The 21,909-nt window shown below is 75.7% G+C and carries 8 protein-coding genes, 1 tRNA gene and 1 pseudogene; 8 read left to right on the top strand and 2 right to left on the bottom strand.

The window, feature by feature from the left end; translation table 11 throughout:
• The first annotated feature begins 163 nt into the window (after nt 1-163).
• Together ABD317_RS04430 and ABD317_RS04425 are read left to right on the top strand one after the other, a co-directional pair.
• Nucleotides 164-9,508 carry a type I polyketide synthase gene (locus ABD317_RS04430; protein ID WP_344288006.1) on the top strand — a complete coding sequence of 3,115 codons (9,345 nt, stop codon included), beginning with the start codon at nt 164-166 and terminating at the stop codon, nt 9,506-9,508.
• Nucleotides 9,509-9,566: 58 nt separating this feature from the next.
• The gene (locus ABD317_RS04425; RefSeq protein ID WP_344288004.1) at nt 9,567-12,458 is read left to right on the top strand and encodes a helix-turn-helix transcriptional regulator; all 2,892 of its coding nucleotides are present in this window, start codon (nt 9,567-9,569) and stop codon (nt 12,456-12,458) included.
• A gap of 42 nt (nt 12,459-12,500) precedes the next feature.
• Here ABD317_RS04425 and ABD317_RS04420 read toward each other — a convergent pair whose 3' ends face one another.
• Nucleotides 12,501-14,972 (bottom strand): AAA family ATPase, encoded by a 2,472-nt coding sequence (locus tag ABD317_RS04420; RefSeq protein WP_344288002.1) that lies wholly within the window; start codon nt 14,970-14,972, stop codon nt 12,501-12,503.
• 180 nt (nt 14,973-15,152) lie between these two features.
• Between ABD317_RS04420 and ybiA the strand changes: the two are divergent.
• A pseudogene (gene ybiA / locus ABD317_RS04415) lies at nt 15,153-15,518 on the top strand (riboflavin biosynthesis intermediates N-glycosidase); the annotation flags it as partial.
• Between the two features lie 600 nt (nt 15,519-16,118).
• Here the strand turns inward: ybiA and ABD317_RS04410 are convergent.
• A tRNA-Arg gene (locus ABD317_RS04410) sits at nt 16,119-16,190 on the bottom strand.
• A gap of 163 nt (nt 16,191-16,353) precedes the next feature.
• Between ABD317_RS04410 and ABD317_RS04405 the strand changes: the two genes are divergently transcribed.
• The 5 genes from ABD317_RS04405 to thrC all read left to right on the top strand — a co-directional run bounded on the left by ABD317_RS04405 (nt 16,354) and on the right by thrC (nt 21,858).
• On the top strand, nt 16,354-16,806 hold the full coding sequence (locus ABD317_RS04405) for a response regulator (RefSeq protein ID WP_078627747.1): 453 nt from the start codon (nt 16,354-16,356) through the stop codon (nt 16,804-16,806).
• Between the two features lie 63 nt (nt 16,807-16,869).
• Nucleotides 16,870-17,862, top strand: coding sequence for a DALR anticodon-binding domain-containing protein (locus tag ABD317_RS04400; protein ID WP_344288001.1), 993 nt, complete (start codon nt 16,870-16,872; stop codon nt 17,860-17,862).
• 70 nt (nt 17,863-17,932) lie between these two features.
• On the top strand, nt 17,933-19,321 hold the full coding sequence (lysA, locus tag ABD317_RS04395) for a diaminopimelate decarboxylase (protein ID WP_344288000.1): 1,389 nt from the start codon (nt 17,933-17,935) through the stop codon (nt 19,319-19,321).
• Between the two features lie 123 nt (nt 19,322-19,444).
• Nucleotides 19,445-20,737 (top strand): homoserine dehydrogenase, encoded by a 1,293-nt coding sequence (locus tag ABD317_RS04390; RefSeq protein ID WP_344287999.1) that lies wholly within the window; start codon nt 19,445-19,447, stop codon nt 20,735-20,737.
• 41 nt (nt 20,738-20,778) lie between these two features.
• Entirely contained in the window at nt 20,779-21,858 is a 1,080-nt protein-coding gene (thrC, locus tag ABD317_RS04385; protein ID WP_344288040.1) for a threonine synthase, read from the top strand.
• The last annotated feature ends 51 nt before the right edge of the window (nt 21,859-21,909 follow it).

Here is a 21,909-nt window from a genome sequence, read left to right as displayed (position 1 = left end):
GGCCCCGCCCGGCCCCGGGATGGCTGGGGTCTGGCCGGGGGTGTGCACCGGGGTGGGCGGCTGGTACAGGGGCACAGAATCTGTTGTCTCTGCAATGACAAGACCGCGAGCGGTGCGGCGGCCGAGCCACCGCACCGGTGACATGGCAGGGGGAGCGCCGCGTATGACCGGAACGGATCCGATCGCCGTCGTCGGCCTCGCCTGCCGGTTGCCGGGCGCGTCGAGCCCGGCGGAGTTCTGGCGGCTGCTGCGCGACGGGGTCGACGCCGTCGGAGAGGTCCCCGAGAGCCGCAGGCGGCACGCCGGCGGACCGGGGTACGGCGCCTTTCTGGAGCGCGTTGACGCCTTCGACCCGGAGTTCTTCGGCATCTCCCCGCGCGAGGCCGCGGTCATGGACCCGCAGCAGCGCCTGATGCTGGAGCTGGCGTGGGAAGCGCTGGAGAACGCGGGCATCGTCCCGTACGACCTCTCCCGGACCGCCACCGCCGTCTACGCCTCCGCCATCTGGGACGACTACGCGGAACTGGCCCACCGGCGCGGCGGCCCGGCCCGCACGCACCACACCTTCGCCGGCACCCGGCGGGCGATGCTGGCCAACCGGGTGTCGTACGCCCTCGGATGCACCGGTCCGAGCCTCACGGTGGACACCGGGCAGTCCTCCTCCCTCGTCGCCGTCCACCTCGCCTGCGAGAGCCTTCGCCGCGGGGAATCCACCCTGGCCCTCGTCGGGGGAGTGAACCTGGTCCTCGCCCCCGGGTCCACCGCCACCTCCGACCGGATGGGCGCGCTGTCCGCCTCCGGACGCTGCCGCACCTTCGACGCCGCCGCCGACGGCTACGTCCGCGGCGAGGGCGGTGCGGTGCTCGTCCTCAAGCCGCTGCCACGCGCCCTCGCCGACGGTGACTTCGTGTCGTGCGTGATCCGCGGCAGCGCCGTGAACAACGACGGGGGCGGCGACTCCCTCGGGGCACCGCGCCGCCGTACGCAGGAGGAGGTGCTTCGGCTGGCGTACCGGCGGGCCGGCACGGACCCCGGTGCCGTCCAGTTCGTCGAACTGCACGGCACCGGCACCCCCGCCGGGGACCCCGTCGAGGCGGCGGCCCTCGGCGCGGTGGTCGGCGCCGCGCGTCCCGCGGGCGACCCGGTCCGCGTCGGCTCGGTCAAGACCAACATCGGGCACCTGGAGGGCGCGGCGGGCATCGTCGGCCTGCTCAAGGTGGTCCTCAGCGTGCGCGGTCGGGAACTCGCGCCCAGTCTCCACTACGTCACACCGCATCCGGGGATTCCGCTGGACCGGCTCAACCTGCGGGTGCAGGCCACCCGCGCGGGCTGGCCGCGCCCGGAGCGGCCGCTGGTGGCGGGCGTGTCCTCGTTCGGCCTCGGCGGCACCAACTGCCATGTCGTGGTGGCGGAACCGGAGATCCCGGCGCCCGGCGGCGCGTTCGGTGGCGCCGGCGGCTCGCGGGCGGAGGGCTCGCGTGTGGCGGGCGCGGATGCGCCGTCGCTGCCCTGGCCGTTCTCCGCGCGCGGGCCCGCCGCCCTGCGCGAGCAGTCGGCCCGGCTCCTGCGCGACCTGCGCGCACACCCCGGGCGTACCCCGCAGGACGTCGGCCTGTCGCTGGCCACCACCCGCGCGCGGTTCGACCACCGCGCCGTCGTCCTCGCGCCCGGCGAGGACCGCTTGCGCGACGGAGCCGCGCGCCTGTCGAGGGGAGAGCCCGCCCCCGGGGTCGTGCAGGGCGTCGTCCTCCCCGGCGCGGGGCCGGTGTTCGTCTTCCCGGGCCAGGGGTCCCAGTGGCGGGGCATGGCGCTGGAGTTGTACGAGGAGTCGGAGGTGTTCGCGGGGGCGCTGGACGAGTGCGCCGCCGCGTTGGCCCCGTACACGGGCCGTTCCCTGCTGGCGGACGTGCGCGGGGAGCTGAGCCGCGGGGACGTGGTCCAGCCGGCGTTGTGGGCGGTGATGGTGTCGCTGGCCCGGCTCTGGGAGTCGTTCGGCGTGGTGCCGTCGGCCGTCGTGGGTCATTCGCAGGGCGAGATCGCCGCGGCCGTGGTGGCGGGGGCGTTGAGCCTGGAGGAGGGTGCCCGGGTCGCGGCGCTGCGCAGTCAGGTCATCGCGCGCGGGCTGGCCGGGCAGGGCGGGCTGGTGTCGGTGGCGCTCCCGGCGGACGAGGTCCGCGACCTGCTGGCTGCCGTCGGCGGTGGGCTCTGCGTCGGGGCGGTCAACGGCCCGGCGGCCACGGTCGTCAGCGGGCCGCCGGCGGCCCTGGAGAAGCTGACAGCGGTGCTGGCGGTCCGGCGGATCCGTACGCGCCGCGTCGACATCGACTACGCGTCCCACTCCGCGCAGGTCGACGCCGTCGTGCCGGAACTCCTCGACGTCCTGGGCGAGGTCTGTACCCGGTCGTGCCGCGTGCCGTTCTGCTCGACGGTGACCGGGGAGATGCTGGACGGCCGGGAGCTGGACGCCGGTTACTGGGTGCGCAACCTGCGCCGTACGGTGCGGTTCTCCGACGTCGTACGACATCTGCTCGGCCGGGGACACCGCCTGTTCATCGAGACCGGCCCCCACCCCGTGCTGAGCGCCGCCGTCTCCGCGACCGCCGACGCACTCGGCGTCGAAGCCGGCGCCGTCGGCAGCCTCCGGCGCGGCGACGGCGGCCGGCAGGGGTTCCTCACCGGCGTCGCGCAGGCGTGGACGCGGGGCGCGGCCGTCGCCTGGGAGGCCGCGTTCGAGGGCCTCGGCGCCCGGCGCGTCCCGCTGCCCACGTACCCGTTCCAGCGCACCGGCCACTGGCTGCCGCCCGGTGCCGACGAGGCGAGCGACGAGGCGAGCGCCGCCGCCCCACCGGCCGGCCCCGAGACCGGGGACGCGGCGCCGGTGTCGGTGCCGGCCGGGGCACCGGCCGCCGGCGACCGGCAGGGTCGGTCGCTGCTCGACGTCGTACGCAGCCACGCGGCGGCGGTGCTCGGATACGCCGACCCCGAACGTGTCGCCGAGCGGACGACGTTCAAGGACGCGGGCTTCGACTCGCACATGTCCGTCGAACTGCGCGACCGCCTCGCCACCGCCACCGGGCAGCGCCTGCCGTCCGACGTCCTCTTCTCCTTCCCCACCCCGGCCGCGCTCGCCGAGCGGCTGGGCGCCCGGCCGACGGACCCGTCCGCGGCGGCCGGCGCACGGGAGCGGTCGGACCGCCGCCCCGGCGACGAGGCCGGGGACGAGGCCGGGGACGAGCCGATCGCGGTCGTCGGGATGGCGTGCCGGTACCCGGGCGGTGTCCGGTCCCCCGAGGACCTGTGGCGGCTCGTGGCGGACGGCACCGACGCGATCACCGGCTTCCCGCACGACCGGGGCTGGGACACCGGCGGCGCCGGCCGCACCTGGCGGGGCGGCTTCCTGGCCGGCGCCACCGAGTTCGACGCCGGGTTCTTCGGGATCTCACCGCGCGAGGCGCTGACCATGGACCCGCAGCAGCGCGTGCTGCTGGAGGTCTGCTGGGAGGCGGTCGAGCGGTCCGGGATCGTCCCGGCGACGCTGCGGGGCACGACCACCGGCGTTTTCGTCGGCGCCATGGCCCAGGAGTACGGTGCCCGGCTCGACCAGGCGCCGGAGGGCTTCGAGGGGCAGATCCTCACGGGCGGTACCCCGAGCGTGCTGTCGGGGCGCGTGGCGTACACGCTGGGCCTCCACGGGCCGGCGCTCACCGTCGACACCGCCTGCTCCTCGTCGTTGGTCTCCCTCCATCTCGCGGCGCAGTCACTGCGGCAGGGCGACTGCTCCCTCGCCCTCGCCGGCGGGGTGGCCGTCATGGCGAACCCGGGCATGTTCCTGGAGTTCGGCCGCCAGGGCGGCCTGTCGGCCGACGGCCGCTGCAAGGCGTTCGGGGCCGCCGCCGACGGCACGAGCTGGGCGGAGGGCGCGGGGGTGCTCGTACTGGAGCGGCTGTCGTACGCGCGCCGCAACGGGCATCGCGTCCTCGCCCTGCTGCGCGGCTCCGCGGTCAACCAGGACGGCGCGTCCAACGGGCTGACCGCCCCCCACGGCCCCGCCCAGGAGCAGGTCATCCGCCGGGCCCTGGCCGCGGCCGGGCTGACGGCCGGGGACGTCGACGCCGTCGAGGCGCACGGCACGGGCACCCGCCTGGGCGACCCGATCGAGGCGCACGCCCTGCTGGCGACGTACGGGCAGGACCGTGACCCCGGCGATCCGCTGTACCTGGGCTCGCTGAAGTCCAACATCGGCCACGCCCAGGCCGCCGCGGGCGTGGGTGGCGTGATCAAGATGGTGCTGGCGATGCGGAACGGGGTACTGCCGCCGACGCTCCACGCCGACCCGCCGTCCCCGCACGTCGACTGGGCGTCCGGCGCGGTCGCCCTGCTGGCCGAGACGCGTGCCTGGCCCGGCCGCGGCCGACCGCGCCGGGCCGGGGTCTCCTCGTTCGGCATCAGCGGCACCAACGCGCACGTGATCGTCGAGGAGGCCGCCGAGCCCGCCGAGCCTGTCGATGCGCGTCCGGAGCCCGCGGCTCCGGTCGTGGTGTGGCCCGTATCCGGACACACACCCCGCGGGCTGGCCGCCCAGGCGGGGCGACTGCGTGACTTCGCCCGGGCGCACCCCGGGCATGCCGCGGCGGACATCGGCTGGTCGCTGGCCGCGACCAGGGCGGCGCTGGAGCACCGGGCCGTGGCGATCGGCGGGAACGCCGACGACCTGACGAAGGGCCTGGCCGCGCTGGCCGCGGGGGAGCCCGCCGCCCACCTCGTCACGGGCCGGGCCACGGGTGTCGGTGCGGGGCCGGTGTTCGTGTTTCCGGGGCAGGGGTCGCAGTGGCGGGGGATGGCGCTGGAGTTGTCCGGGCAGTCGGCGGCGTTCGCGGAGGCGTTGGACGAGTGCGCGGCGGTGCTGGCTCCGTGGACGGGACGGTCGTTGCGGGCGGACCTGGAGGGTGATCTGGGGCGTGCGGATGTGGTTCAGCCGGCGTTGTGGGCGGTGATGGTGTCGCTGGCGCGGTTGTGGGAGTCGTTCGGGGTGGCGCCGTCGGCGGTGGTGGGTCATTCGCAGGGGGAGATCGCGGCAGCCGTGGTGGCGGGGGCGTTGAGCCTGGAGGACGGCGCCCGGGTCGCGGCGCTGCGCAGCCGCGTCATCGCGCGGCGGCTGGCCGGCGGCGGTGGGATGGTGTCGGTGGCGCTGCCGCCGGATGCGGTACGGGAGCGGCTCGACGCCCTGGGCGGCGGGCTGTGCGTGGCGGCGGTGAACGGCCCGGCCACCACGGTCGTCAGCGGGCCGCTGGCGGCGCTGGCGGAGCTGACGGCGGCGCTGGCGGCCGAGCAGGTCCGGGTGCGCCGTGCCAACGTCGATTACGCGTCCCACTCCGCGCAGGTCGACGCCATCGCGGCGGAGCTGGCCGAGGTGCTGGGCGAGGTCCGTACCCGGTCGTGCCGCGTGCCGTTCTGCTCGACGGTCACGGGGGAGATGCTGGACGGCCGGGAGCTGGACGCCGGTTACTGGGTGCGCAACCTGCGCCGCCCGGTACGGTTCTCCGACGCCGTACGGAAGCTGCTCGGCCAGGGCCACCGCATGTTCATCGAGACCAGCGCACACCCCGTGCTCACCATGGGCGTCCAGGAGACCGCCGAGGCGGACGCGGTCGCCGTGGGCTCCCTGCGCCGCGGCGACGGCGGGGCCGAACGCTTCCTCACCTCGCTCGCCGAGGCCCACGTGCACGGTGCCGCCGTCGACTGGGCCCCCGCCTTCCACGGCGCCCGCGCGGTGGACCTGCCGACGTACGCCTTCGAGCGCCGCCGCTACTGGATGGCCGCCCCCGCGCCCGCCGCCCACACCGGCGACCACCCCCTGGCGCGGTCCGTCACCCGACTCGCCGACTCCGACGCCGCCCTGCTGACGGCCTCGCTGTCCCGCCGCACCGCGCCGTGGCTCGCCGACCACGTCGTCTCCGGCAGCGTGCTGCTGCCCGGCGCCGCCCTCGTCGAGCTGGTCCTCCGCGCGGGCGAGGAGGTCGGCTGCGGGCGGCTGGAGGAACTGATCCTGCACGCCCCGCTCCACCTGCCCGAGCGGGACGCGGTCCAGGTCCAGATAGCGGTACGCCCTCCGGAGGACGGCACTGCCGCGGTGCCCCGCCGCCCCGTCGTGGTCCACGCCCGCCCGGCCGGCGCCGCGCCCGGGGAGCCGTGGGCCGGCCTCGCCGCCGGGGTCCTCGCGCCCGCGCGGGGAGTGCCCGGCGGCTCCGTACGCACCGACTGGCCGCCCGCCGACGCCGAGTTGCTGACCGCCGACACGCTGTACGCGGAGCTGGCGGCGCTCGGCTACGACTACGGTCCCGCCTTCCGCGGCCTGGGAGCGGCCTGGCGGCGGGGCGGCGAGGTGTTCGCCGAAGTCGCGCTCCCGGCCGGAGACCCGCTCGCGGCCGCGGGCTACGGCATACACCCCGCGCTCCTCGATGCCTGCCTGCACGCTGCCCTGCCCGGCCGGGTCGACGAGCGGGCCGGCCGCCCGGCCCTGCCGTTCGCGTGGAGCGGAGTGGAGTTGTTCGCCACCGGCGCCACGGCGGCGCGCGTCCGTATCGTCCCGGACGGGGAGGGGGCTTTCGCCCTGCACGTGGCCGACGCCGCCGGCCGCCCGCTGGCCACCGTCGAGTCCCTGACGCTCAGGGAGAGCACCGCCGCGGACGACGCCGCCAGGGCGGACGGCTCCGGGCGGCTCTACCGGATCCGCTGGCGGCCCGCCGCGCTTCCCGACTCGCCCACGGCGGCTGGCAACTTGCCTGCGGCGGCTGGCGGCTCGCCCGCGTCGCCTGCCGACCCGGCCGGTGCGGCGGGGAGCGGTACGCCCGCGTACGTCCTGGACGGGCATGCCACCGACCTCTCCGCTCTCACCGACCCCGTGCCGCCCACCGTGATCGCCCCCGTACCCGACACGGGCACCGCCGAAGACGCCGCCACCCGGGTGCTGGGACTCGTCCAGGAGTGGCTGGCCGACGAGCGGTTCGCCGCCTCCCGGCTCGCCGTCGCCGTTACCGGCGAGGGCCCGGCCCAGGCCGCCGTCGCGGGGCTGGTACGCACGGCCCGTACCGAGCACCCCGGCCGCTTCGCGCTCGCGCACGTCACCGACGACCCGGGGTACCGGGCCACGGTCGCCGCCCTCGCGTCGCTGGACGAGCCCGAGATCAGCGTGGTGGCCGGACAGGTCCGCGTCCCGCGGCTGGAGAACGCCGCCCGCCGGCTCCCGACCGCGCCGGCGGACGCAACGTGGCGGATCGACGCCACCGCCCGGGGCACGCTCGACAGCCTGGCGGCGCTCCCCGCCCCGGCGGCGGCCGGGGCCCTGCCCGCGGGCCACGTCCGCGTCGCCATGGGCGCCGCGGGGCTCAACTTCCGCGACGTGCTGATCGGGCTCGACATGTATCCCGGGCGGGCGGACATGGGCGTCGAAGGGGCAGGCACGGTGACCGGCGTCGGGCCCGGCGTCACCGAACCGGCCGTCGGCGACCGCGTGCTGGGCCTGATACCCGGTGCCATGGGCCCCGTGGCCGTAGCCGACGCGCGCACCCTGGTACGGATGCCCGAAGGCTGGACGTTCGCGCAGGGGGCGGCCGTGCCCGTCGCGTACCTCACCGCCTGGATGGGACTGGTCGACGGGGCCGGCCTCGCCCGCGGCGAGCGGGTCCTCGTCCACGCCGCCACCGGAGGGCTCGGGCTGGCGGCGCTGCACGTCGCCCGCCATATGGGCGCCGAGGTCTTCGCCACCGCCGCCCCGGCGAAGCAGCACCTGCTGCGCCGCCTCGGGCTCGCCGACGACCACATCGCCTCCAGCCGCGACCTGGACTTCCGGCAACGGTTCCGGGAAGCCACCGGCGGCGCCGGTATGGACGTCGTCCTCCACACCCTCGCCGGCGAGTTCACCGACGCGTCGCTCGACCTGCTGCCCCGCGGCGGGCGGTTCGTCGAGATGGGCAAGACCGACGTCCGCGACGCCGACGCGGTGGCCGCGGACCGTCCCGGCGTCGTCTACCGGCCCTTCGACCTGCTGGCCGAGGACCCCGGCCGGGTCGGGGACGTCCTGCGCCGCCTCGCCGGCCTCTTCGCCGCCGGTACGCTCCCGCCGCCGCCGATCACCGCATGGGACATCCGGGAAGCCCCGGACGCGTTCGAGACGCTGAAGGACGCCGGGCACCTCGGCAAGGCCGTGCTCACGCTGCCCCGCCGCCTCGACCCGGACAGGACGGTCCTCATCACGGGCGGTACGGGGACGCTCGGCCGCCTGCTGGCTCGCCACCTGGTGACCCGGCACGGTATCCGGCACCTGCTGCTGGCCGGTCGGCGCGGCCTCGGCGCGGACGGCGCGGAGGCGTTCGCCGCCGAACTCGCGGACCTCGGTGCCCACGTGCACGTGGCCGCCTGTGACGTCGGCGACCGCCGCGCACTGCGCGGTCTGCTCGCGGCCGTCCCGGCCGACCGGCCGCTGGGCGCGGTGATCCACGCGGCCGGGACGCTCGACGACGCCGTCGTGGAGAGCCTCACGCCCGCGCGGGTGGCGCGGGTGCTGCGGGCGAAGACCCGGGCCGCGCAGCACCTGGACGAGCTGACGGCGGGACTCGACCTGGACGCCTTCGTGCTGTTCTCCTCCGTCGCCGGGCTACTGGGCACCGCCGGCCAGGCCAACTACGCCGCGGCGAACGCCACGCTGGACGCCCTGGCCCGGCACCGCCGGCGCCGCGGGCTGCCCGCCGTCTCCCTCGCCTGGGGCCTCTGGCGGGAGGCCGGCGGCATGACCGGGCACCTGGCCGAACGGGACCTCGACCGGCTCGCGGGTGCCGGCGTGGCGCCGCTCGACTCCGCCGACGGGCTCGCGCTGTTCGACGCGGCGCTGGCCGGCGGCGAGCCGGTGCAGGTCGCCGCCCGGCTGGACCTCCCGGGGCTGCGGCGGCAGGCCGCCGCCGGCGAGCTGGCGGCCCTGTTCGGCGGCCTGGTCGGCACGGTCAGGCCGCAGGCCGCGGCCGGTGCGCCGGCGGGGGAGGCCGGTGCCGACGACGGCGCCCTGGCCCGGCGGCTGGCCGGGACGCCGCCCGAGGAGCGGCGGCGGGTCCTGCTGGGGCTGGTCCGGTCGCAGGCGGCCACGGTCCTGCGGCACGGCACCGCTCAGGAGATCGTGCCGGACCGCCCCTTCCGGGAGCTGGGCTTCGACTCCCTCACCGCGGTGGAGCTGCGCAACCGGCTCACCACCGCGGCGGGCGTGCGGCTGCCGAGCACGGTGGTGTTCCGGCACCCCACCCCCTCCGAGCTGGCGGACCGTCTGCACACGGAGCTGTTCCCACCCGGCCCCGAGCACACCGCATCGAACGGGACCACCGGAACCACCGGAACCACCGGGCCCACCGTAACCGCCGCGACCGGCCCGGATGCCGGGGGCGGCGGCGGAGCACCGGAGCACGTGCCGCTCGTGGACGACGAACTGCTCGCCCTCATCGACAAGGCCGTGGAGGGAGAGTGACGAGCCGGGACCCCGGCTCACCGCACCGACAACGCGTCACCGACGGGGGAAGGACTTCATGCGCGCAGCAGACGTGCCGTTGATCGAGCGGGACCACGAACTCGCGGTCCTCGACAGCGCGGTCACGCGAAGCCGGCGCGGAGCCGGGCAACTGCTCCTGGTCGAAGGCGCTCCGGGGCTGGGCAAGACCGCCCTGCTCGCCGCCCTGCGGCATCGGTCGGAGGCGGCGGGCTGCCGCGTCCTGCAGGCCAGGAGCGACGAGTCGGAGGGGGGATTCCCGTACGGCGTCGTGCGTCAGCTCTTCGAGTGCTGGCTGGCGTCGACAGCCCCCGAGGAGCGGCGCCGGGTGTTCCGTGGTCCGGCGGGCCCGGCGCTCCGGCTCTTCGAGTACGGGCCCCAGGACGCCCCCGCGGGCCCGGACCCCGCGCTCTACTCCGGCGACCGGCAGCACGTACTCCTGAACGGCCTCTACTGGATGTGCGTCCACCTCGCGGAACGCCGGCCCCTGGCGCTGCTGCTCGACGACGTCTGGTGGGGTGACGCCCCGTCGCTCCGCTTCCTGCACTACCTCGCCACCCGGCTGGACAGCCAGCCGATCCTGCTCGGCGTCACCACGGATCCGGCGCAGCGGGGGCCCTGGGGCAGCGGTGCCCACACCGTCGCCAGCCTGCCGGCGGCGGAGTTGCTCCGCCTCGCTCCGCTCAGTGCGGCGGGGGTCAGGGCCTGGCTCGGCAGGCGGCTGGGCGAACGGGCCGGTACCGCACTCGTGGACGCGTGTCACCAGGCGACCGGCGGCACCCCCTTCTTCCTCCGCGAGCTGATCGACGAACTGGCCGCCGCCGACCCGCCGGACGGCGGTCAGTTCGTCGATCAGCTCGGGGCCCTCGTGCCCGGCCTCGCTCCGCCCCGGGTCGTGCACGGCTTGCGGCGCCGGCTGCGTGCGCTGCCGGCGCCGGCCGTCGCCCTCGTCGAGGCCATGGCCGTGCTGGGGACCGAACCCGGTCTCACGTACGCCAGCGGGGTCGCCGGCATCGACCCGGGATCCGTCGCCGGGGCGCTGGGGGCGCTCGTGGACGCCGGGCTGCTCCAGCCGGACCTGCCGCCGCGCTTCCTCTACCCCATCGTCCGGGCCGCGCTCTACCACAGCCTGCCGGCCACCAGGCAGAACGCGGTCCATGCGCGCGCGGCGCACGTCCTCGCCGCGGCCGCCGCCCCCGTGGACGACGTCGCCCGGCACCTGTTGCACGCCGACGTCGCCGGGAACCGGGACGCGGTCGCCCTGCTGCGCAGAGCGGCCCGGCAGGCGATCGCCGACGACCGGCCGACCGCGGCCGTGACGTATCTGACCCGCGCGGTCCAGGAGCCGCCCGCGCCCGGGGACGAGGTGACCGTGCTCGCCGAACTGGGCAGGGCGGAGCTGCGCGCCCGGATGGCCGCCGCCGTGGACCACCTCGGCCAGGCGATGGAGCTGAGCGCGGACCCCGTGGAGCGCGGCACGATCGGGCTCGACCTCGCGCAGGGACTCGTGGCCGCCGACCGGGTGGAGGAGGCCGTCACCCTTCTCCAACAGCTGCGCAAGGAGGTCGTCGACCTCGACGAGACCCTCGGCGACCGGCTGGACACCGCGCTCGTCGTCGCCGCGCGACAGGCATCCCACCTGCGGTCCGTCGCGACGCAGCGGCTGAGCGAGCTGGCGCGTACCGACGCCGTGGGCCCGGGGGCGGCCCGGCTTCTCGCCCTCGAAGAACCGGCCGCGGCCCTGCGCCGCGGGGAGCCCGCGTCCCGGATCGGCGAACTGACCGAGAAGGCCCTCGCGGAGGTGTTCGCCGACGGCGTCGCGTCGTACGACCACGAGGTGTCCGCGCAGCTCTGGTGCCGGGTCGCCGCCGTCCTCGTCTGCTGTGACCTGCTGGGAGACGCGGAGCAGCTGCTCACCCACGCGCTCGCGGACGCGGAGGGGACCGGCGCCTCGATCGCCGCCGACTCCTACCGCGCCGTGCGCGCCTGGGTCCGGTACCAGCGCGGCCGGCTGGCCGAGGCGGAGACGGATGCGCGACACGTGCCGGACCGGGTCGACGGCGCCGGACTGCGCAGCCCCATGGCGGTGTTCGCCGTCGGCGCGCTGACCAGCGTGCTGACGGCGCGCCACGAGCTGGACGCCGCGGCGGCGGTCGTACGCACCCACGACTTCAGCGCGTCGACGCGGCGGTCGGCGATCTACGTTCCCGTGCTGTTCGCCCGCGGCCGTCTGCACGGCGCCCTCGGCGACACCGACACCGCCGTCGAGGACATTCTCCACGGGAGCAGGCTCATGGAGGACTGGGGCCTGCGCGACGCCACTCTCCTGCAGACCCTGGACGCCGCCGTCCTGCTCAGCCGCGCGGGCCGCACGGAGGCGGCCCGCGCCATGACCGAGCGGGTGCTTCCGCGCGCACGGGCCTTCGCCTCCCGGCGGGTGATCGCCGCCGGGCTCCGCGCCCGCGGCCTGACGGCGGCGCCCGGCTCGGCGGTGCGGTACCTGGAGGAGGCCGCCGAGATGCTCGCCGACTCCGAAGCGCGGCTCGACTACGCCACGGTGCTCGTCGACCTCGGGGCGGGCCTGCGCCGGTGCGAGCGGTGGGCGCGGGCCAGGCGGACCCTGAACAACGGCCTGGCTGTGGCCCGGCGCTGCGGGGCGTGGGGGCTGGTGACGGCCGCCAGGTCCGAGCTGTCGGCGATGGGGATACGGGTCCGCGTCACCGAGGCGGGCGCCGGTGCCCTCACCTCCCAGGAACGGCGGGTGGCGGCCCTGGCGGCGGAGGGCATCCGCAACCGGGACATCGCGCAGACCCTCTTCGTCACCGTCAAGACCGTGGAGTGGCACCTCAGCCGGGCCTACCGGAAGCTGGGCATCACGTCACGGCACGAGCTGCCGAAGGCGCTGGCCCGGCAGCGTGCCACGGCCGCCTGAGGCTCCGGGGCCGGCGTCAGGGGCCGGCGTCGGGGTGCGTCGTCAGCCGCCCGCGAGGGCGGCGCCGAGTTCTCGCCGCGAGGCGATCCCGAGCTTCCGGTAGACCTGGCTCAGATGCCACTCGACCGTCTTCACCGTGACGAAGAGGATGCGGGCGATCTGCCGGTTGCTCTTGCCCTCCACCGCCAGCAGCGAGACGCGGTGCTCGCGGGGGGTCAGCCCCGCGACGCCGGTGCGCACGGCCCGGCGTACGCGCACGCCCATCGCGGACAGCTCCCGCCGGGCCCGCTTGCCGAGCGCGGTGAGGCCGGCGGAGTCGGCGACCTCGATGGCGTCGCCCAGCGTGCGGCGGGCCTGTGCGGTACGGCCGGCCGCCCGGAGTCCGGCACCGAGCTGTACGAGGATCTCGCACTCGTCGACGACCGCGCCGGTGCCCTCGACGTGCTCCACCGCCTCGGTCAGCAGCGCGAGTGCCGGGTCACCGCCCAGGGTGGACGCGCGGGCGGCCAGGGCGCACGCGAGGGCGCGGGGGTCGCCGAAGGCGCGCGCGGCGCGCAGCCGCTCCCCGGCGAGGGCGTGGGCCTCGTCGGACCTGCCGAGCGCGGTGAGCGCCTGCACGGCCCGTACCCCCGAGTCGAACGCGGGGGAGCGGACACCGCGGTCGGCCAGCACCTCGTGGACACCCAGCAGGTCGAGGGCGCCGGCGGCCGTGTCGCCCCGGGCGAGGCGCAGCCGCCCGCGGGCTGCCGTCAGCGGCAGGGACAGCGCGTGATGTGGAGCGGGTGCGACGCCGCCCGGCGTTCCATGGCGTGCGAACGCGGCGGTCGCGGCGCTGGTCTGGTTCCGTAGCAGGAGAACCTCGGTGAGCGCGTACACGGCGAAGGGCCGGCCGAGGACGGTCGCGTCGTGCGGGTCGGCGTCGCTGAGTGCGACCGTGGCGTCGGTGTCGGCTTCCGCCAGCATGCCCCGGCCGAGCTGCACGAACGCCCGCAGGGACCGCAGATCGCGGGAGGCCGGCACCAGTCCCAGCGCCTCGGCGCGCCGGACGGCGTCGTCGAGGACGGCCGCGGCCTCGGGACGGCGCCCGGAACAGGACAGGCACAGCGCGATCAGGCCGGGGGCGAGGGCGTCGCCCTCCGCCGCGCCGCCGCGCGGGCCGCGCCGCCGCGCCTCCTCCGCCAGCCGCGCCTCCTCCGCCAGCCGCGCCTCCTCCGCCAGCCGCGCCTCATCGGCCGCGCTCGCGCCGTCGGGCAGCGCGGCGATCGCGGGCCGGTCGGGCGGCTGCGCGGCGCCCGCGCCGCCGTCCGCGGCTGGGCGGGCGGGCGGGAGGTGCAGCAGATGCTCGGCGACCTTCTCCGGCGGGGCACCGCCGCGGGCGAGCGCCTGCGCCACGCCGGCGTGCGTGCGGTAGCGGCACGCGCTTGGCATGTGGGCGTATACGGCGTTGCGCACGATGGGGTGGGCGAAGCGGGGCGGGACACCGGGCTCGACAACGCCGATGTCGGTGAGCACGCCGACCGCCTCCCTGGCCTCCCGCAGGGTGAGCCCTGTGACGTCGGCAAGCTCGCGGTGCCCGGCGGAACCGCCCACCACGGCAAGCACGTCGGTGAGGCGCCGGGCCCCTTCCCTGTGCTCCTGCGGTACGTGCCCCACCCACCGCTGCACGGCCCTGGCGACCTGCCGGGGCCCGGCCCTGGCCACGAGCCCGGGATCCCACGGCACCCCCGGCCCAGGGGCGTGCCGCAGTTCGCTGACGAGTTCGTAGAGCAGACCGGGATTCCCGCCGGTGACCAGCCGGGCCGTGTACGCCACCCCCGGGTCCGGCTCCCCGTCCAGCACTGCACCGATGACCTCTGCCACGGCCTTCTCGCTGAGGACGCCCACCGGAACGGAGCGCACCCCGGACGCACCGCGTAACGCGTCGGCGATGTCGGAATGCCCGCCGCAGTCGACGGAGGAGGTGGCGGCGACGCACAGCACGGGAAGGCGCTTGAGCCGGCTCTCGACGTACTGGAGAAAGCGCAGCGACGCGGCGTCCGCCCAGTGCAGATCGTCGAGGAGCAGCAGCACGGGGCTGCGTCTGCTCATGTTGACGAGCATCCAGTGCAGCCCGCGCAGGATCGCCTCGTGCTGCCGCCGCGCAATGTCGCCGTGCGCGACGGGATGCCGGTGGTCGAACAGCGGCGAGGCGAGCGCGGCGGGCCCGTCGACGGCCGCGGCGCGGGCTTCGGCCGAGGCGGTCGCGAAATACGGCTCGAAAAGCTGGCGGACGATCCCGTACGGGAAAGCACTCTCGAATTCACTGCAGCGCGCGCGGAGAACGGTGAACCCGGCGTCGGCGGCGCGCTCTTGGGCGGCCCGGAGGAGGGAGGTCTTCCCGCTACCGAAGCCCCCTTCGATGACGAGGAGGCCACCGGCACCGTTTCGGCAGGAGTCGGCGGCGACGTCCAGCAGACGTAGCTGGTAATCGCGCTCGACGATGGGAACGGTGTCGAGGTGGTGAGTCGCGCGCATTACGCAGACATCCTCGTGAGACGCCTCATCCTCGCTCATCTCCGTTTCTTCTCGGGGAGATTGCCGACGCCCCAGCTCCGCGGGCGGGGTCTGTGGGGGGAATTGTCGCTGATCGCCCTTGGCTTCTTCTTGGCTGGCTGCGCGATCGCGATCCGAAGCTCCACGGCGCCGGCCCGCGGGCACTGGATGATGGCCGCCAAGGCGCGGCTGTTCGGCGACGCCGCGGCCGCGGAGCGCATCGTCGCGGCCCGCCACCCGGGGGAGGCCAAGGCCGAGGGCCGGAAGGTGCGGGGGTTCGACGAGGCGGTGTGGGAGGCACACCGCTACGACCTCGTGGTACGGGGCAACGCGGCCAAGTTCGGCCAGCACGAAGATCTCGGGGCGTACCTCCGCGGCACCGGTGACCGGGTGCTGGTGGAGGCGAGCCCCGTGGACCGTGTCTGGGGCATCGGCATGGCGGCGACCGACGACCACGTCGAGGATCCGGAGCCGTGGCGGGGGCTGAACCTGCTCGGCTTCGCGCTGATGGACGTACGCGCCCGGTAATGTCGCCACGCGGCGCCGTCGCCGGGGGCGAAGGCGCCGAGCGTGCTCTCCGGTTCGCAGTAGTTGAGCAGTGGCACCTACTCCCTGCGATCACCGTGGGCGGTCCCGGGCCATGGCAGACGACACAGCCGAGACCGGCAATGGCAGCCGGATCGCGAATCGGACCGGGAAGCCGCTGAGGGAGTCACGTCGGTCTTCCCTGGGATCGTCGATGTCACGCGCCACTCCAGGCAGTTCACCGCGAAAGCGCTGCATGGGCCATGCCCAGGGCGCCGAGGCGCGACGCAAGCGCGTGGGGATGAGGGCTTCGGACAGTGCTCCGAGGCGCAGGCTCGGTACATCTGGGCGGTGGCGACAGAGGGCCCGGGGAAGAAAGTGAAACGCGGAGAATCCCGCCTTGCGGCTCGTCTGTCCCGCGCATGTCCCGTGCTCGACGATCTCATGGGATCGGACATCTCGGATTCCGCCCGGCCAGCGCCGCGAAGGCCCAGCTCGGAGCGTTGGAAGAGTGAGCGCTCAAGTTGCTGGGCCGTTGCACTTTTTGCATGCACAAGAAATGCGCTGACCAGCGTTTAGGCTGGTCAGCGCCTTGATTCCCGGTGCCCCCGGCAGGATTCGAACCTGCGCACACGGCTCCGGAGGCCGTTGCTCTATCCCCTGAGCTACGGGGGCGGGTCTCCGCGTGGTGGTGCGGTGACGGGTAGAACCCTACCAGCTTCGCGGGGGTGGTCGGGTACCGGGTTTGGGGGGTGGGGGGCGGGGTGTGTGTGCAGGTCAGGGGCGGAAGTGTCCAAAAGCCGGACGTAGGGGGGCGGGCGCGCCTACGCTTTCCCTTGTGCCTGGCTTGTCCGGTCGGGTCCTTGTGGTCGATGACAACAAGGTGATCCGGCAGCTGATCAGGGTCAATCTCGAACTAGAGGGCTTCGAGGTCGTGACCGCGGCCGATGGTGCCGAGTGTCTGGAAGCCGTCCACCGGGTGCGTCCCGATGTGGTGACGCTCGACATCGTGATGCCCCGGCTCGACGGGCTGCGGACCGCGGCCCGGCTGCGGGCCGATCCGCGGACGCGGGAGCTGCCGATAGCGGTGGTCAGCGGGTGCGATCAGCTGGAGGTCGAGGCCGGGCGGGCGGCCGGGGTGGACGCGTTCGTGGCCAAGCCCTTCGAGCCGGTTGAGCTGGTGCGGGTCGTGCGGCGGCTGGCGGCGCGGCGGGCTTCCGAGCGGGTGGGGGAGAGGCTGGCCGGGGACTCCGCCGACGACGCGGAGCCCGCCGGGTCTCCCGTGTGCTGAGTCGGGGACGAGTCCGGTAAAAGGGTTCGCCTGCCTCCCCCGTGCCTCCCATACGCTGGTTCCGTGGACCCCGCAGAGCTCACCGGCACCGTCTTGCGTACGGTGCGATCCGCCGCGGTGGGTGAGTTCGGCGCACCCGTGCCGGCGCGTGTCGTCGTGGAGCGGCCGCGGCCCGGGGGGCGGGGGGACTACGCCACCAACGCCGCCCTGCAGCTCGCCCGCGCCGCCGGGCGCGACCCGCTGGACGTCGCCGCGTTCCTGCGGGAACGCCTCGCCGCCCAGCCCGGCATCGCCGACGTGACCGTCAGCGGGCCCGGGTTCCTCAACATCACCCTGCGGGGGAGCGGGGACCCCGTCGAGGCGGCGCTCGCGGGCGGCGGGCGGTTCGGGGGCGGGACGTCGCTGCGCGGGGTCTCCTGCCACCTCGTCGCCGACGGGCACCTCCGGGCGGCCGTGCTCGCCGGTGTGCTCCGGCGGCTCCTCGCCGCCGCCGGCGCCTCCCTCAACGATGCCGGTCACGGCGAAGCCGTCCGCGTACGGGCCGTCCCGCCGGCGGACGGGACCGGGCCCTACCCCTGCGACGCCGTCCGGTGGGCCTTCCTGCGCACGCCCGCCGGCCAGCGGCCGCGGCTCGGTCCCGAGCTGCTCGTACGGCGCGAGTCCAACCCCCTGTTCCGTATCCAGTACGCCCACTCCCGCACCGCCGCCCTCGCCCGGGCCGGCGCCGACCTCGGCCTGGGCGGCCCACCCGCCGCGCCCCCGGCCGGGGCCGTACGGCACACTCGCACCGACGGCGCCCTCCGCGCCGCCATCGGCGAACTCCCCGCCGTCGTGGAGACCGCCGCCCGCCGCCGCGCGCCCGACCGGCTCGCCCGGCACCTCGACGTCCTGGCCGGCGCCTTCCTCGGTGCCGAGGCGGCCCACCCCGCCCTGCCCGCCGGCGACGAGGACCGCGCCGCCGGCCCCCGGGCCCGGCTGCGCCAGGCCGCCGCCGCCGGCGTGGCCCTCCGCAACGGCCTCGGCCTGCTCGGCATCCGGGCCCCCGAGCACCTCTGAGGCCCCGCAGGACAACCGACGTCCCCGACCCGCATCACCGACCCCCGCACCACCGAAGGAGTACCCCGCCGTGAGCCGATCCGCCCACCCCGCCGGCCCCCGGCACGGCGACGTGCTGCCCGAAGGGCACTACGCCGCCCCGCCCGCCGACCTCAACGGCCTCGACCCGCACGTGTGGGCCCGCACCGTCGCGCGCGGCGCCGACGGCGTCGTCACCGTCGGCGGGCTGCCCGTGACCCGGCTCGCCGAGGAGTTCGGCACCCCCGCGTACTTCCTCGACGAGGAGGACTTCCGCGCCCGCTGCCGCGCCTGGACCGACGCCTTCGAGGGCGCCGACGTCTTCTACGCCGGCAAGGCGTTCCTCTCCCGCGCCGTCGTCCGCTGGCTGCGCGAGGAGGGGCTGAACCTCGACGTCTGCTCCGGCGGCGAGCTGGCCACCGCGCTGGCCGCCGGCATGCCGGCCGAGCGGATCGCGATGCACGGCAACAACAAGAGCCCGGGCGAGATCGAACGGGCCGTCGAGGCCGGCGTCGGGCGGATCGTGCTCGACTCGTACCAGGAGATCGTCCGCGTCGCGCACGCCGCCGAGCGCCTCGGCAGGCGCCAGCGGGTGCAGATCCGGGTGACGGTCGGCGTCGAGGCGCACACCCACGAGTTCATCGCCACCGCCCACGAGGACCAGAAGTTCGGCCTCGCGCTCGCCGACGGCCAGGCGGCCGAGGCGGTGCGGCGGGTGCTGCGGCTGGACGCGCTGGAGCTGGTCGGCATCCACAGCCACATCGGCTCGCAGATCTTCGACATGGCCGGCTTCGAGGTCTCCGCCCGCCGCGTCGTCGGGCTGCTCACCGAGATCCGCGACGAGCACGGGGTGGAGCTGCCCGAGATCGACCTCGGCGGCGGCCTCGGCATCGCGTACACCCCCGAGGACGACCCGCGCGAGCCGTACGAGATCGCCAAAGCGCTGCGCGACATCGTCGCCCGCGAGTGCACCGCCGCGGGGCTGACGATGCCGCGGCTGTCCGTCGAGCCGGGCCGCGCGATCGCCGGCCCGACCGCCTTCACGCTCTACGAGGTCGGCACGGTCAAGGAGCTGGCGGGGCTGCGCACGTACGTGAGCGTGGACGGCGGCATGTCGGACAACATCCGCACCGCGCTCTACGACGCCGAGTACTCGGTGGCGCTGGCCTCCCGCGCGTCCACCGCCGAGCCGATGCTCGCGCGGGTCGTCGGCAAGCACTGCGAGTCCGGCGACATCGTCGTACGGGACGCCTACCTGCCCGCGGACCTGGCGGCCGGCGACCTGATCGCGGTCCCGGCCACCGGGGCGTACTGCCGCTCCATGGCGAGCAACTACAACCACGTGCTGCGCCCGCCGGTGGTGGCCGTGGCGGACGGTGCGGCGCGGGAGATCGTGCGGCGCGAGACGGAGGCGGACCTGCTGCGGCTCGACGTCGGCTGAGCCGCGGGCCCATATCTCAAGCCGTAAACCGTACGTCTCGGCATCCGGACAGGGCGTCGCAATCGCCCGCCGCTGCGTGAGACTGGAATCGCCCCCGTTGGTGCACGTGAGGAACGAGGTCATATGAGCGAGAGGCGTCCGCTGAAGGTGGCGCTCCTGGGCTGCGGGTCCGTCGGCTCCGAGGTCGCCCGCCTCATGACGGCGAACGCCGCCGACCTCGCCGCCCGGATCGGCGCGCCGGTTGAGCTGGCGGGCGTCGCGGTGCGGCGCACGGGGGTGGACCGGCCGGGGATCCCGGACGAGCTGGTCACCACGGACGCCACGGCGCTGGTCAAGCGGGGGGACATCGACGTCGTCATCGAGCTGATCGGCGGCCTGGAGCCGGCCCGTACGCTCCTCACCACCGCCTTCGCGCACGGCGCCAGCGTCGTCACCGGCAACAAGGCACTCCTCGCCGAGGACGGCCCCAGCCTCCACGCCGCCGCCGACAGCCGCGGCGTCGACCTCTACTACGAGGCCGCCGTCGCCGGCGCCATCCCGCTCGTCCGCCCGCTGCGCGAGTCCCTCGCCGGGGACCGGGTCGACCGGGTGATCGGCATCCTCAACGGCACCACCAACTTCATCCTCGACCGCATGGACACCTCCGGCGCCGGCTACGCCGAGGCGCTGGAGGAGGCCACCGCCCTCGGCTACGCCGAGGCCGACCCCACCGCCGACGTCGAGGGCTACGACGCCGCCGCCAAGGCCGCGATCCTCGCCGGCATCGCCTTCCACACCCGGGTCCGCTTCGACGACGTGCACCGCCAGGGCATCACCGAGATCACCGCCGCCGACATGGCGGCCGCGGCCCGCATGGGCTGCACGGTCAAACTGCTGGCCATCTGCGAGCGCACGCCCGACGGCAGGTCCGTGACCGCCCGGGTGCACCCGGCGATGATCCCGCTGACGCACCCGCTGGCCTCCGTCCGCGAGGCGTACAACGCCGTCTTCGTCGAGGCCGCCGCGGCCGGGCAGCTGATGTTCTACGGCCCGGGCGCCGGCGGCGCGCCCACCGCCAGCGCCGTGCTCGGCGACCTGGTCGCGGTCTGCCGGCACCGGCTCAGCGGCGGCAGCGGGCCGGGCGAGAGCGCGTACGCGCAGCTGCCGGTGGCGCCGCCGGGCGGCGTCGTCACGCGGTACCACATCAGCCTGGACGTGGCCGACCGGGCGGGCGTGCTCGCCCATGTGGCCGCGGTCTTCGCCGAGCACGACGTGTCCATCGACACGGTCCGCCAGCAGGGCAAGGACGGCGAGGCGTCGCTCGTGGTGGTCACGCACCGGGCGACGGACGCCGCGCTGGCGGCCACGGTCGAGGCGCTGCGGCGGCTGGAGACCGTACGCGGCGTGGCGAGCATCATGCGGGTCGAAGGAGAGTGACGCAGGAGATGGACGCAGTGATCGACGAACCCCGACGCGACATGAGCGGCTCCGCCGCGCGGCCGGCACCCCAGTGGCGGGGCGTCATCGAGGAGTACCGCGACCGGCTGCCGGTCGGCGCGGCGACCCCGGTCGTGACGCTCCGCGAGGGCGGGACCCCGCTGGTGCCGGCCCAGGTGCTGACCGAGCGCACCGGTTGCGACGTGCACCTGAAGGTGGAGGGCGCCAACCCCACCGGGTCGTTCAAGGACCGCGGCATGACGATGGCGATCTCCCAGGCGAAGGAGTCCGGGGCCCGGGCCGTCATCTGCGCCTCCACCGGCAACACCTCGGCCTCCGCGGCCGCCTACGCGGTACGGGCCGGGCTGACCTGCGCGGTGCTGGTGCCGCAGGGCAAGATCGCGCTGGGCAAGATGGGCCAGGCGCTCGTGCACGGGGCGCGGATCCTCCAGGTCGACGGCAACTTCGACGACTGCCTGACGCTGGCCCGCGCGCTCAGCGAGAAGTACCCGGTGGCGCTGGTGAACTCCGTCAACCCGGCGCGCATCGAGGGCCAGAAGACCGCCGCCTTCGAGGTCGTGGACGCGCTCGGCGACGCGCCGGACATCCACGTCCTGCCGGTCGGCAACGCCGGCAACATCACCTCGTACTGGAAGGGCTACCGCGAGTACCGCGAGGACGGCCCCGCCACCCGCACCCCCCGGATGTGGGGCTACCAGGCCGCCGGCGCGGCCCCGATCGTGCGCGGCGAGCCGGTGAAGGAGCCGAGCACGCTGGCCACCGCCATCCGCATCGGCAACCCGGCCTCGTGGGAGCTGGCCGAGCGGGCGCGGGACGAGTCCGGCGGGCACATCGAGGCGGTCACGGACCGGCAGATCCTGCGGGCGTACAAGCTGCTCGCGGCGCAGGAGGGCGTCTTCGTCGAGCCGGCCTCGGCGGCGAGCGTCGCGGGGCTGCTGCAGGCCGCGGAGCTGGGGCTGGTCGACGCCGGCCAGCGCATCGTCTGCACGGTCACCGGCAACGGGCTCAAGGACCCCGACTGGGCGGTCGCCGGCGCCCCGCAGCCCGTCGCCGTCCCGGTCGACGCCGACGCGGCGGCGGAGCGGCTGGGGCTGGCCTGACCGCGGCCCGCGGCCATCCGCGCGCCGTCATCGACCGCATGTCCCCGAAGG

Source organism: Streptomyces synnematoformans, assembly GCF_039531005.1.
Classification (GTDB): domain Bacteria; phylum Actinomycetota; class Actinomycetes; order Streptomycetales; family Streptomycetaceae; genus Streptomyces; species Streptomyces synnematoformans.
The sequence above is the reverse complement of the archived record's forward strand: the minus strand, read 5'-3'. Positions and strand labels throughout refer to the sequence as shown.